The sequence below is a fragment of the Nonomuraea sp. NPDC050404 genome (assembly GCF_040655495.1).
Lineage (GTDB): Bacteria > Actinomycetota > Actinomycetes > Streptosporangiales > Streptosporangiaceae > Nonomuraea.
In genome coordinates, this window is record NZ_JBFAKB010000009.1 from 27,572 (window position 1) to 40,925 (window position 13,354).

Sequence of the window (13,354 nt, forward strand, 5' to 3'; positions counted from 1 at the left end):
GCCCAATCTTGCCCGAGATGAGCGTCGAGCGGCCAGACGGGCCGATCACGTACGAGATGAGCGTCGAGCGGCCAGACGGGCCGATCACGTACGAGATGAGCGTCGAGCGGCCAGACGGGCAAATCGAGTACGACGTCGATTTCTTCCGTACCCACGGCTTCTGCGTGTGGCGTGGGCTGCTGGGGCCGGCCGAGGCCGAGGGCCTGCGCCGGGAGGTGGATGACGCGCTGGCCGCGAACCACGACCTCCCGGCCACCCCGGTCCCCCATGCCACCGGCACGGAGGGCTTCTACGTGCCGATGATGGGCGATCGCTCACCCCTGAGCAGGGAACTGCTGGCCGAGCGGCTGCTGCCCGCCGCCGTCAGACTCCTCGGCGGGCCGGTGCTGCCGAAACCCGCCAAAGGGATCCTCTACCGCGACTCCTCGCCATGGCATCAGGACTCGGCGGACGCCGCGTTGACGGCGGTCAAGATGGTGGCCTACCTGGAGCCGCTGACGGCCGCCGACGGCGCACTGCAGGTGCTGCCGGGCAGCCATCGGGGCGGGTACGGTCGCGCCCTGGCCGAATACCGGCACCGATGGCCGGCGGCCGAGCCGCTGTTCGACGAGCGCGCAGAAGCGGAGATGTGGCCCGGCGTCCCGATCGTGACGCGTCCCGGCGATGTGATCGCGTTCGACGTGCATCTGTGGCACGCCAGCATCGGCGGCCGGGACAGGCGGCAGTGGAGCGTCTCCTACGCGGCGGATCCGGCCGACGAGGCCGGACGGTCGGCCGTACGTGATTATCTGCTGTCGTTCCTGAGCGTCGGGCACCCCCACGACCCCGACGCATACCCGTACTTCGACCCGGAATGGGCGCATCCGCCCAGGCCGGCGTTCGCGGATCGTATGGCGGAACTGCTTTCGTCCAGCCCGGTACCTGGGAGGCCAAGCGTTCGATGAGCATATTGCTGGATTTCTACGACCCCCTTCTCTACGAGTTGAACGTCGGCCACGCCCCGCGGGTCGGCGAGGTGTACCGCAAGGAGTTGTCGTCGTTGCCGGACCGTCCCCGGGTGCTGGAGCTGGGATGTGGGACCGGCGACATCCTGGTGCCGCTGGCGATGGACGGCGCCGAGGTGGTCGGCGTCGACAGTTCGGCGCGCATGCTGAAGCATCTGGACAGCCGGCTGGCCACGTTGCCGCGTGAGGTGGCCGCCCGCGTGCGCCTGGTGCGGGAGACGGCTCCGGCGATGCCGGCGATGGATCAGGTGGACGCGGCCATCCTGCCGAACGACATGGTCTCCCACCTGATCGGCGAGGCCGTGCTGGACGAGCTGTTCGCCAACGTGCGCCGCGTTCTCCGGCCGGGTGGGGTGCTGCTGCTGGACGTCGAGCGGTTCGACATCGCCTTCCTCGCCTCGATCATGGGGTCCGCCGGCGGGCTCTCCCGTACGCACGGCTTCTTCGACTTTCCGGACGGGCGGCTGCTCCGGGTCGATGAGCAGTCGGAGTACGACGAACCCTCCGGGATCCTCACCAGCACGTTCGGATACCAGATCCTGGACGCGGACGCCACGGTCGAGTCCACCTGGTACCGGGCCCTCCGCCTCTATCCCCGGCGCATTCACGAGATCACCGCGGCGCTGCGGCTGGCCGGATTCGACATTACCGAGGTGCGGGAGAACGCGTTCCCGCCGGGGCTCGACCACATCCTGATCTCGGCACGGACGGCGGAGCCCGCGCATGACTGAACGATCGCCCGCGGAACTGGCCGCCGCGCTGTGCGACCTCTTCGGGCTGGAACCGGCCGGCGCGGACATCACCCCGGTCGGCCGCGGGGCGATGGGCAGGGTCTGGCGTCTGACGGCCGGCGGCGCGGCGTACGCCGTCAAGGAGCATCTCTGGGGGGTGGACGAGCGCGCCGTGGCGCGCGGCGCGGCGCTCCAGCAGGCGGCGGCAGCGGCCGGCGTGCGTTCCCCGCGCAACGTCCCCACCCCGGGCGGCGGGCTGGTCGGACATCTGCCGGCGGCCCTGGGCGGCAGCGGCGTCCGCCTCTATGACTGGCAGGAGGGCCCGGCCGCGCGCCCGGACGAGGCGGAAACGCCCGAACGCCTGGGTGAGCTGCTGGCTCGCCTGCACGGACTGGCCATGGCGGCGCCCGACCCGCCGCATCCCTGGTACGAGACGCTCGACGAGGTGGACTGGGAACGCCTGGCGGGTGCCGCGGCGGCGCGCCGGCCGTGGCAGGAGCGGCTGGCGGCCTCGCTGCCCGATCTGCGGAGGCTGGCGTCGCTGGTGACGCCGTCGGAACCGGATGACCGGATCATGTGCCACCTGGATGTCCAGGGCCCCAATGTGGTGCGTACGGATCGCGGCTGGGTCCTGCTGGACTGGGACGACACCGGCGCCGGGTGCGCCGATCGGGAGCTGGCCATGGTCCTGCTGCGCTGGTTCACCGCCGACGGCGTCGATGGGGCCGCGATCGGCAGGACGATGGCCGCCTACCGCGCGGCGGGCGGAACCGCGGTGCTGGAGCCGGAGCGCTCGTTCGCCATGCAGGCCGCGAGCTGCGTCAACTTCGTCGCCGCACAGGCGCGGCTCGCGCTGGACGACGAGCACGCCGAGCATCACGCCGACGCCGAGGAACGCCTCATGAAGGTGCTGGCCACCCTGCCGGAGGTCGCGACCTACCGCGAGGTGGCGCGCTTCGCGGCGGCCGGCTGCGGTGGCGGCAGGGACGGAGGCGCTGCGGCATGACCGGCTACTACCAGGGCCGCTTCCGCGACCAGTGGGAGGCGCTGGCGGCCGAGATCTTCGCCGACGAGCTGGGCCTGCCCACGGTGACCCCGCGTACCAGCCTGCGCGGCGACGCCGGCCCGGCCGAGTTCGGCGCCGGTCCTGCCGACCGGATCCCGGCTGGGCTCGGCGCTGGTCCTGCCGAGCGGATCGCCGCCAGGCTCGGCGCCGCGACCGGCCTGGAACTGACGGCGGAGCTCGTACGCCGCCACGACACGGTCCACGCGCTGGGCGGCTACCTGCGCACGCACGCCCGCAGAGACCTCTGCGTACAGTTGCCGCCGGACGACAGGGGCCCGCGGCCCAAGCTCTTCTACGTCCACTCGGCTTCCGGCAACGCGTTCGCGATCTGGGCGCTGCGGAGTCTGCTGCCCGTCCCGCTGTCGGGTGTGCGGGCGGCGGGCCTGTACGGCGAACGCGAGATCCCGCGCACCGTCGCGGAGTTCGCCGACGTCTACCTCGACGAGATTCGTGACGCGCAACCCGAGGGCCCGTACCTGCTGTGCGGATTCTCCGGCGGCGGCGCCATCGCCTTCGAGCTGGCCGGCAGGCTGCACGAGCGAGGCGCGCGGGTCGGGCTCCTGGCGTTGATCGACGCGCCCGCCCCGGTGTTCGGATCCGTGACGGTCCAGGACGAGAGCACGTTGATGGAGGATCGCCTGCGCGAATTGCTGCGCCGGGTCGAAGGCCGGGTGCGCGACCACGCCGACGCCGGCGACCCCGAGGTGATCGACGTGCTGCGGGCCGGGGACGCGCTGGCCAAGGACATGGGGAGCGACGCGCTGCGCCGGCAGCTGACGGTGTACGCGCGGCTGATCCGCGCGTGCGCAGCGTACCGGCCCGCCCGCTACCCCGGCGAGGTGCACTACTTCGCGGCCGAGGCCACACCGGAGCACGTGGAACGGTGGAAACCGTACGCGGGCGCCCTGCACACCTACCGGCTGGACGCCGAGCACTACGAGTACGAGATCTTCGCCGACCCGGGATTCCGCGAGGTGTTCGCCGGTCTCGTCGATGACGCGCTGCGGCGGGCGCGGACTGGCTCTCCCGCCGCTTCCGGAAGCGGCGAGCGGTGCTGAGGCCCACGCTCTTACGCCAGGCCAGGACCGCCTACCGAAGCCTGCCCAAACCGGCCAGGCACTTTCTCAGGGAGGTCACCACCGGCAGGCCCTTCGTCACGCTGTCCCCTCATCTGCCGATCGCCATCCACGGCGCCTTCCAGCGGATGAGCGAGCGCGAGCGCGATCCGTTCGCGGGCGGCGCGTACTACGAGTTCGGCGTCTACCGCGGCTACAGCCTGTGGTTCGCCGAGCAGATCTCCCGCGAGTACGCGGGTGCGGACTTCACATGCCTCGGCTTCGACTCCTTCCTGGGCCTGCCCGCCTCGGCGGTGGACGGCTCCTTCTACGACACCGGGGACTTCGCCGCCGGTCACGACGAGGTCGTCGCGAATCTGCGTGCGCACGGCGCCGACTTCGGGCGGTTGCGGCTCTTTCAGGGCTTCTACGGCCGGGAGTTGTTCGAGGACCTCGCCCGTGACTACGACTTCCCGCCGGCGGCCATCTGCACCATCGACGTGGACGTCTACGAGTCCTGCCTGGAGGTGCTGCGCTTCCTGCACGGCCGGCTGCGGGTCGGATCGATCATCATCTTCGACGACTACAACGACATGGGGGCCAGCGATGAGCACGGTGAGAGACGTGCGCTGGAGACGTTCAGGCGCGCGCATCCGACCTTCTCGCTCCGTCATCTCCGTGATGTCGGTCCCGAGGCCGCGGTGTTCGAAGTGACGGCGATCTGAGGGGCATCGTGGACAAGTCGTACGAGATCCCGTTCGCCGGGCTCACCGGCGAAACCGGCCCGCTGACCTGGGGCCAGCGCCACATCTGGACGATACAGAACGCGCATCCGCACAACCGCGCGCAGTTCCACCTCTCCCAGCAGTGGCGCGTTCCACCCGGCACCGCGGAACGCGACGTGCTGGCCGCTCTGGGGCGGCTCGTGGAGCGTCATCAGGCGCTGCGCACGCGCCTGCCGGACTCGCCCGGCGGCCTCATCCAGCAGGTGCACGGTGACGGCGCGTTCGCCGTACGGGCGCAGGAGGTCGCGAGCGGTGAACTGAGCGAGCACGACCTTCACCGGCTGGCGGGGGAGCTGATGGGTGGTGACTTCGTATGGGATGAGGAGTTCCTGGCGAGGTTCACGATCCTGACCGTGCGCGGGGCGCCCGTCTGGGTCCTCGTGGCCGCGTCCCACATGATCGCGGACGGGGCCGCCTGCTCGATTCTGGCGCGCGAGTTCCTGGTGCTGCTGGAGGAGCCGTCCGCGCTGCCCCCGCCCACGGGCCAGCCCGTCGGGTGGGCGGCGGGGGAGCGGAGCAGGCGCGGCGCCGAGACCAGCGCCCGCAGCGCCGCGTACATGCGGGACGTGCTGCGGAAACATCCGCGCCGGCTGTTCGGCGCGTCCGGCGGGGGTGGGGCCGTGCCGCCCGTCGGCGCGCCCGGCGGCTTTCCCGTCGTCCTGGGGCACGGCCCGAACCTGGGCGAGCACGTACGGGGGCTCGCCGCGCGCTGGAGAACGTCGGAGGCCGCGGTCGTCCTGACGGCGCTGGCGAGATCGTGCGCCGCGCACACGGGAGTCGATTCGTTCCCGCTGGGAGTGACCTGCTCCAACCGGCAGTTGCCCGGGGCCGCCGGATACGTGGGCATGCTCGCCCAGAACAGCGTGATCGGGGTGGACGTCTCCAGCGGGACGCCGGCCCGAACGGCCGCCCAGCTGCGCAGATCCCTGCTGGCCGCCTCCGCGCACGCCGTCTTCGACCAGGACGAGCTGGGCGAGGTCCTGGCGGAGGCCGGCGTCGACGACGACTATCTGGGATTCGGCGCAGTCGGTCATTTCGTGAACTACATGCCCCTAGATCGCGATCCGGAGGCGGAGCGACGGATCGGGTCCGCGTCGATCCGGATCGAGGAGGGCGATCCCGCCGATTACCGGATCCCCAGGTTCGGCGTGGTGTTCCATGCGACGGCGGACCACCTGGGGGTGCGCATGTTCGCGGATCCGGCCGTCATCCCGGCGGATCTGGCCCGGTCTGTCACCCGGTCCTGTCTCGAAGCGTTGCAGTCCTTTGATTAGGAGGTCACATGGGTGAGGTTGTCATCACCGGGGGGCTCGGCTTCATCGGTTCCCACGTCGCCGACGCCTATCTGACGGCGGGACACCGGGTCCGGGTGATCGATTCGACCGTCGGGGCGGTGATCGACGGCTCGGAGCACGCGTCGGACGAGCGCTACGAGCTGGTCAGGGAGCCCGTTGAGGACTATCTGGCGAACGGCGGCACGTTCAGCGGTGTGGACCGGGTGATCCATGCCGCCTCGCATGTGGGCCCCGCCGGGATCCTGTCCAGGGCGGGCACGCTGGGACACGACATCGTGGCCAGTTCCAGCGCCGTCGTCGAGGCGTGCCTGGCCGCCGACGTGCCGCTGTGCGTCTTCAGCTCGGCGGAGGTCTACGGCCGCAGCGGGCTCCTGGACGAACGGGACTCCCTCCGGGTGCCCACGGGCTACAACGCCCGGATCGAGTACGCGGTCGCCAAGGCCGTGGTCGAGGCGATGACGGTCAACAGCATGACGCGCGGGCTGCGGGCGGTGGTGATCCGCCCGTTCAACGTCGCCGGGCCGCGGCAGTCGCGCGCCGGGGGTTTCGTGATGCCCACCTTCGTGCAGCAGGCGCTCGCCGGGCGGCCACTGACCGTCTTCGGCGACGGGAAGCAGGTACGGGCGTTCACGGCCGCCGACGACCTCACCCATTTCGTACTCGACCACATGGACGCCGCGATCGGCGCCGGCGAGCCGATCGTCAACATCGGCAACCCGGCCAATCGCACGACGATCGGCACGCTCGCCGAACGGGTACGCGACCTGCTCGGCAGCGATTCGCCCATCCTGTACACCGACGGACGCCGCCGGCACGGCGAGGGCTACGCCGAGGCGGAGTCGTTCGAGAAGATGCCGGCGTTGCGCGCGGCGATCACCCTGGGCTGGAAGCCCTCGGTCGATCTGGACGATCTCATCAGGACCACGGCGGACTACTACGAGAGCCGCGAGGACGTAAGGGGCCGCTATGCGCCGCTTTGACCGTGTTCTGCTGGTGTCGCCGCACGCCGATGACGAGGTGCTCGGCTGCGGCGGGCTCCTCGCCAGGCTGGCGGACGACGGCTGCGAGGTTCACGTGCTCTACCTCGCCGTCGATGGCATGAGCCACTACGGCCTCGCGGAGCCGACGACGTTCAAGCAGCGCACGGCCGAGATCGAGCGGGTGAGCGAGTTGCTGGGGTTCCGCTACGAGATCGCCTACGGGGACCGGCAGCTCACCGAGCGCCTGGACACCGTCGGTCTGCGCGAGCTGGTGGACCTGTTGCAGGAGCGGATGGATTGGTTGCGTCCCGACCTGCTGCTGCTGCCCAGCGGCGACGACTACGACCAGGACCACGTGGCCACCTTCCGTGCCGGGTTCGCCGCGGCCCGCCCGATCGGCGGCCAGTTCGGCAAGTGGCTGGTCCCGCACGTCATGGCGTACGAGATGACCAAGCTGCAGTGGGCCGCCGACCCGATGGGCAGGTCCACCGCCTTCGTGGACATCTCCGCCCACCTCGATCGCAAGCTGGAGGCGCTCGCGGCCTACGCGACGCAGGCCAGGCACAGCCCGCACATCCGCAGCGGCGAGGTCGTCTCCGCGCTCGCCCGCCTGCGCGGGGCGGAGATCGGCGTGCGCGGCGCCGAAGCGTTCGAGGTGCACCGGACGGTCATGTAGACCGGCCCGTTTCCGCAACATGTCAGCCAACACGTGTGAGGTTCGCGAATGTCCAGCTCCGGCGTTGTGGACGCCATCGAGGTACTCAGGCAACACCCGGACGTCGTCGACGCGGTCCTGGTGGAGGTGGAGGTTGACGGCAGAACCGCGTCGATCGCCGCCGTCCGCGTCAACGACTACTGCAGCCCGCAACTGCTGCGCGAGCACGTGCACGACCTGCTCGGCGGGACGGGCAAGGCGGTGGACGGCGTCTGGGTGGAGGAGGCGCCGGACCATCCGGTGCCCGGCGGCGGCGCGATCGACCTGGCGGCGATCCGGGCGACGCTCCGCGAGCGCGCCGATGAAGTGATCTTCGTCGCTCCCCGGGGGGACATGGAGGAGCAGCTCGCCACGCTCTACGCGGAGGTCCTGGAGTTGTCACGCGTCGGCGCCACCGACGACTTCATGGATCTCGGCGGCGACTCGCTGAGCGCCGCCAGGCTGCTGGCCGCCCTCCAGGAGCGGTGGGCCGCCGAGATCGACGTCTTCGATCTGCTGGAGACCTCGACCGTACGCGGGCTCGCACGGCTCCTGCGCGAGCGGGAACGCGGATGATCACCATTGACGCGCGGCTGAAGCAGCTGGGCCAGACGCTGGGCGAGCGGCCGGCGATCATCACGGCCGCGCCGGACGGCGGTTGCGAGGAGCTGAGCTGGGCCGGCCTGTCCGACCGGGTTCTCGCCCTCGCCGGGCGCATGCGCGCGGCGGCCGGTCCCGATACGGTCGTCGCGATCCCGGGCTACCGCAGCCTCGACGGCGTCTGCCAGGTGCTGGCCGTGTTGTGCGCCGGGCTCATCGCCCTGCCCTACGAACCGTCGGCACCGCCCGCGGAGCTGGAACGGCAGTTCTCGGCGGTCCGCGACCGCCTGGCCGCGCCGGTGCCCGCGCCCGGCCTGCTGGGCCGGGCATCGGGGGGACCCGCCGCCGACCGGCCGCCCGCCGCGGGACAGGGCGGGTACGTCCTGCTGACCGGAGGCTCGACCGGGGTCCCGAAACCGGTGCTGAGGGCGGGCATGCCGTTCTTCCATCCGGACAAGGGGCCGTCGTTGCTGCTGCAGACGGCAGGATGGCGGCTCGGGCAGACCCAGCTGGTCGTGGGCTCGCTCGCCCACGCGGCGCCGTTCAACCACCTGCTCGAAGGCGTACTGAGCGGGAACACGCTGGTGATTCCCGAGCTCTTCCTCCCGGGTCCGATTCTGGACCTCATCGAACGGCGGCACATCGACTGGATCCAGCTCACCCCCACGCACATGCGGCTGCTGGAACCGGCCCTGGCCGGGCGGCCGGGCGCCCTGCGGCGGGTGAGCGGCGTCCTGCACACGGCGGCGCCGTGCCCCGCCGGCACCAAGCGGGCCTGGATCGAGGCGGTGGGGCCGCGGCGGTTGTTCGAGATGTACGCCGCCACCGAGGACATCGGGCAGACGCTCTGCCGGGGCGACGAATGGCTGGCACATCCCGGGACCGTCGGGCGCGGGTTCCTGACCCGGATCAGGATCTGCGACGACGATGGGCGGCTCCTTCCGCCCGGCCAGGTTGGGACCGTACACATGCGTGGTCTTCCCGGCAGCCGGTCCGGCCCCGGCACGACGCGGCCCGGCCGGGGCGGATTCGCCACCGTGGGCGACCACGGCCTCCTCGACGAGGACGGGTACCTGTACCTGTCCGGCCGCGCCGACGACCTGGCCATCGTCGGCGGCGAGAACGTCTACACCGAGCACGTCGCCGCGGTCATCATGTCCCATCCGGGGGTGGCCGACGCCGCCGTGGTGGCGGCGCCCGACGACGTTCTGGGCGCGAGACTGATCGCCCTCGTCGTTCGCGGCCGCCTGGAGTCTCGCGGGGGCCTGGAGTCTCGCGGCGGAGACGAGCCGCTGACGGCGCGGGAGATCCTCCAGCACTGCCGCGACCGGCTCGCCGGCCACCAACTGCCGGCGGAGGTGCGGCTGGTGGAGGACCTCGGCCGCCTGCCCAACGGAAAGTTGCCTCGCGAGAAGCTGAGGAGGATCGTTGCGCAACCCGTTTGAGCGGCCGCCGTCACCGGGGCTGGATCCGCGGTTCGCCGTCGGGGTCACGAGCTGGCCGGGGTTGCGGCGGCTGGTGGCCGAGCGGCGGCGGCTGGCGCGGCTGCTGCCCAGCGGCGGAATCGGGAACGTCACCGCCTACTGCGTCCTGCTGCTGCTCGCGGCCCTGGCCCCGTCGGCCACGGCCCTGCTGACCGGGCAACTCGTCATGGCGGCGGCCATCTCCCCGGCCACGCTCTCGCTGCTGGTGGCGATCGCCGTCGTCCACGTCGTCCAGCAGAGCGCCGAGGCCGGGCAGCAGGTCCTGCGGGTCGCGCTCGCCCGGCGCATCGACGGCACCGTACGGGCACGTGTGCGTGAGCTGACCCTGCAACCGGGCGGCCTCGCCCATCTCGAACAGCCGGACCTGCGCGACGACCTGAACCGGCTGTGGGACACCGGCGGGATGATCAACCGCACCAGGAGCCCGGGCACCGCCACCGCGGGAGTCGTCGCGGCGGTGTTCCAGGTGCTCGGGGCGCTGGCGGCGACAGCCGTCGTGTTCGCGTTCGAGCCCCTGCTGGCGATCGGCCTGCTGGTGGCGACCCTGCTCATCCGCGCGATCAACCGCCGCCAGTGGCTCTACCTCACCGACGTCGCCGACGAGCGGGCACGCTACCGCCGGCGGGTGCACGAGTGGTCGGAGCTCGCCGCCGGTCCGGCAGCGGCGAAGGAGGTCCGGCTGTTCGGGCTGGGCGCGTGGGCGACCGCGCGGCGCCGTCGATCGGCACTGGCCTGGGCCGGGCCGATCTGGGCGGTGCGCCGCGACATCCTGCGCAAACAGGGGACGACGATGGTCCTGGCCGTCGGCGCGGGCTTCGCGGGCCTGGCCGTGCCCGGTCTGGCCGCCGCGACCGGCCGGATCGGCATCGAGGACCTGGTCGTCTACCTGGTGGCGGCGTGGGGGATCTTCGCCGCCCGCGACGTCGGGCCTGACGGGTTCGACATCGAGTACGGGCTGGGCGCGATCCGTGCCCTCGACCGCCTGATCGAACGGTACGAGCGGCTCGGGGCCACATGGGGCGCCACGGCGATCACTGCCGGCGCGGCTGGACCGCCGGCGGCTCCGCGCATCCGCTTCGACGACGTCCGCTTCAGCTATCCGGGAAGCAGCCGGCCAACCCTGGACGGCGTGGACCTGACCATCGAACCGGGCGAGGTCCTGGCCATCGTCGGGTCCAACGGTGCCGGCAAGACCACCCTCATCAAGCTGCTCAGCGGCCTGTACCGGCCCTCCGGCGGCCGGATCACGGTGGACGGCGAAGACCTTGCCGGACTTGGTGAGAGCGAGCTGTCCGCCTGGCGGCGACGCGTGACCGTGTTGTTCCAGGACTTCGTCCACTATCCCGGCAGCATCGCCGACAACATCGCCCTGTCCGCGCCCGAGGCGCTCGACGGCGAGCGGGAGGCCGCCCGGCGGGCGATCATGGACGCCGCCGTCAGCGCCGGGATGGGCGACCTACTGGCCGGAGCCACGGACGGGCTGGACACCCCGCTCAGGGACGGGGAGGCGGGAGCGCTCGGCCTGTCCGGCGGGCAGTGGCAACGGCTGGCCAACGCCAGGGCGCTGTTCGCCGTACGGAGCGGGCGGCGGTTGCTGGTGCTGGACGAGCCGACCGCACACCTGGACGTACGAGCCGAGGAGGCGTTCTTCGACCAGGTCGTCCGCGAGGTGTGCGGCACGTCGGTCGTGCTGATCTCCCACCGGCTCTCCACGGTCCGCCACGCCGACAGGATCGCGTTGTTGCGGTCGGGAAGGATCACCGAGGTCGGCGTACATGAGGAACTGCTCGACCGGGACGGCGACTACGCCAGGCTCTTCCGCCTCCAGGCCGGCCGGTTCCAGACCGTCCACGGCGGCAACTCGTGAAGGGCCGGGCCAGGGTCCTGGCGAAGATGCTCGCCCTGTCGGTACGCGCCGACCCCAAGGTGGCGGCGCTGGTCGGCGTCCTGGTGATCTTCGGTGCGGGAGCTTTGGCGCTGACGGCGCTGGCGCAGCGCTGGGTGGTCGACTCGGCCGCGAGCGAAGGCGGGCTCACCGGCGGGGTGGTGCTCGCCGCGGCCCTCGGCGCCGCGGGCTTCGCCGCCATCACCATCTCGACCCACATCCAGAACAACCTGCGCAACGACCTGAGCGACCGGGTCGAGGTCCTGCTCAACCAGGAGATCTTGACCAGCGCGTCGCGCATTCCCACCATCGAGCACCTGGAACGGCCCGAGTACCTCGATCGGCTGGCGATGTTGCGGGCCGGCGGGGCCAGCGGCACCCGGGCGCTGGCGGTCTCCTGCTGGGTCGCCGTGGAGACGGCGGCGACCCTGCTCGGCCTCGGGCTCACGGTGTTCCTCCTGGCCGACGTGCATCCCGCGTTGTCGCTGCTGCCCCTCCTGGGCTGCGCGCCCCTCGTGCTGGGCAACCGGGGCGACCGGCTGGTCCAGCGCGCCCTGGACGACACGGCGGCGATGGCCAGGCAGGAGCAGGCGCTGCACGACCTGTGCACGCTGCCGGGTCCGGGCAAGGAGGTACGGGTCGCCGGGAACGGCTGGGAGCTGAGCCGGCGCGCCCGCGACCTCTGGGCGTCGGCGGCCCGGCGGGAAGTCGCCGCCCAGGTGCGCGGAGCGGCGTGGCGGTGGGCGGGATGGATCTGTTTCACCGCCGGTCTCATCGCGGCGATCGGGATCTCGGTGGCGATGGTCGGCACCGGCCGGGCGACCGCGGGCGACATCGTCCTGATCATCGTCCTGGCAGGCCGGCTCGGTGAACAGATCGACGCGACCCTCGACGGTGTGAGCCGGCTCTCCGAGGCCGGCCGGGTGGGGCGGCACTACCTGTGGCTCCAGGACTACGCGACGGTGCAGACGCGCGACGGGCGCCCGGCACCGTACCGGCTGCGGGACGGCGTCACCTTCGACGACGTCGGCTTCACCTACGCCGGGGCGCGGACACCGGCGCTGCACGGGGTCAGCCTGCACCTGCCGGCCGGTTCCGTGGTCGGCCTGGTCGGCGTCAACGGCGCGGGCAAGAGCACGCTGGTCAAGCTGCTCACCGGGATGTACCGGCCGACCACCGGATCGATCTCCGTCGATGGCGTCGAGCTCGCCGACATCGACACCGCGGCTTGGCGGGCGCGGCTCAGCGGGGCCTTCCAGGACTTCCTCACGCCACAACTTCCGGTGAGCGAGGCGATCGGCATCGGCGACCTGTCCCGGCTGGAGGACCGGCCGGCCGTGCTTGCCGCAGCCGAGACCGGCGGCGCGGCCGAGCTGATCGCCGGGCTGCCGCAAGGTATCGACACACAGCTCGGCCGGGCGTACGACGGGGAGGAGCTGTCGCACGGCCAATGGCAGAAACTCGCGCTCGCCCGTGCGCTGATGCGCCCGTCGCCGCTGGTGCTCCTCCTGGACGAACCCACCGCCGCGCTCGACCCCCAGGCCGAGCACGCCGTGTTCGAACGGTTCGCCGAACAGTCCGCACAGGTGTCCGCCGCCGGCGGCATCGTCGTCCTCGTCTCGCACCGCTTCTCGACGCTGAACCTGGCCGACCACATCGTGGTGCTCTCCGGCGGCCGGGTCGCCGAGCGGGGCAGCCATGCCGAACTGCTGGCCGGCGGCGGGGAGTACGCCACGCTCTACCTCACCCAGGCCAAGGGCTACCGGTGAGCACGG

At 71.8% G+C, this 13,354-nt stretch carries 12 protein-coding genes; all 12 read left to right on the top strand.

Annotation, left to right across the window (positions count from 1 at the left end; all coding sequences use genetic code 11):
• Positions 1-17: 17 nt before the first annotated feature.
• From AB0I81_RS25250 to AB0I81_RS25305, 12 genes are read left to right on the top strand one after another with little or no spacing between them, the layout of a single operon-like run.
• Positions 18-944 (top strand): phytanoyl-CoA dioxygenase family protein, encoded by a 927-nt coding sequence (locus tag AB0I81_RS25250; RefSeq protein ID WP_360660809.1) that lies wholly within the window; start codon positions 18-20, stop codon positions 942-944.
• Positions 941-1,735, top strand: a complete 795-nt coding sequence (locus AB0I81_RS25255; RefSeq protein WP_360660812.1) for a methyltransferase domain-containing protein — start codon at positions 941-943, stop codon at positions 1,733-1,735. Before AB0I81_RS25250 ends, AB0I81_RS25255 begins: the two co-directional genes overlap by 4 nt.
• On the top strand, positions 1,728-2,741 hold the full coding sequence (locus AB0I81_RS25260) for a phosphotransferase (protein ID WP_360660814.1): 1,014 nt from the start codon (positions 1,728-1,730) through the stop codon (positions 2,739-2,741). The genes AB0I81_RS25255 and AB0I81_RS25260 overlap by 8 nt, the downstream gene beginning before the upstream one ends.
• A complete protein-coding gene (locus tag AB0I81_RS25265; protein WP_360660817.1) occupies positions 2,738-3,859 on the top strand; it encodes a thioesterase domain-containing protein in 1,122 nt (373 codons plus the stop codon). The genes AB0I81_RS25260 and AB0I81_RS25265 overlap by 4 nt, the downstream gene beginning before the upstream one ends.
• Positions 3,853-4,581 carry a TylF/MycF/NovP-related O-methyltransferase gene (locus tag AB0I81_RS25270; protein WP_360660820.1) on the top strand — a complete coding sequence of 243 codons (729 nt, stop codon included), beginning with the start codon at positions 3,853-3,855 and terminating at the stop codon, positions 4,579-4,581. The genes AB0I81_RS25265 and AB0I81_RS25270 overlap by 7 nt, the downstream gene beginning before the upstream one ends.
• A gap of 8 nt (positions 4,582-4,589) precedes the next feature.
• On the top strand, positions 4,590-5,915 hold the full coding sequence (locus AB0I81_RS25275) for a condensation domain-containing protein (RefSeq protein ID WP_360660823.1): 1,326 nt from the start codon (positions 4,590-4,592) through the stop codon (positions 5,913-5,915).
• 8 nt (positions 5,916-5,923) lie between these two features.
• Complete coding sequence (locus AB0I81_RS25280; RefSeq protein ID WP_360660826.1) at positions 5,924-6,916, top strand: NAD-dependent epimerase/dehydratase family protein; 993 nt, start codon at positions 5,924-5,926, stop codon at positions 6,914-6,916.
• Positions 6,903-7,592 carry a PIG-L deacetylase family protein gene (locus AB0I81_RS25285; protein ID WP_360660829.1) on the top strand — a complete coding sequence of 230 codons (690 nt, stop codon included), beginning with the start codon at positions 6,903-6,905 and terminating at the stop codon, positions 7,590-7,592. Before AB0I81_RS25280 ends, AB0I81_RS25285 begins: the two co-directional genes overlap by 14 nt.
• Positions 7,593-7,640: 48 nt before the next feature.
• On the top strand, positions 7,641-8,186 hold the full coding sequence (locus tag AB0I81_RS25290; RefSeq protein ID WP_360660832.1) for a phosphopantetheine-binding protein: 546 nt from the start codon (positions 7,641-7,643) through the stop codon (positions 8,184-8,186).
• Positions 8,183-9,655, top strand: coding sequence for an AMP-binding protein (locus AB0I81_RS25295; RefSeq protein ID WP_360660835.1), 1,473 nt, complete (start codon positions 8,183-8,185; stop codon positions 9,653-9,655). Before AB0I81_RS25290 ends, AB0I81_RS25295 begins: the two co-directional genes overlap by 4 nt.
• Positions 9,639-11,561 (top strand): ABC transporter ATP-binding protein, encoded by a 1,923-nt coding sequence (locus tag AB0I81_RS25300; protein WP_360660838.1) that lies wholly within the window; start codon positions 9,639-9,641, stop codon positions 11,559-11,561. The genes AB0I81_RS25295 and AB0I81_RS25300 overlap by 17 nt, the downstream gene beginning before the upstream one ends.
• On the top strand, positions 11,558-13,348 hold the full coding sequence (locus AB0I81_RS25305) for an ABC transporter ATP-binding protein (protein ID WP_360660841.1): 1,791 nt from the start codon (positions 11,558-11,560) through the stop codon (positions 13,346-13,348). The genes AB0I81_RS25300 and AB0I81_RS25305 overlap by 4 nt, the downstream gene beginning before the upstream one ends.
• Positions 13,349-13,354 lie beyond the last annotated feature (6 nt).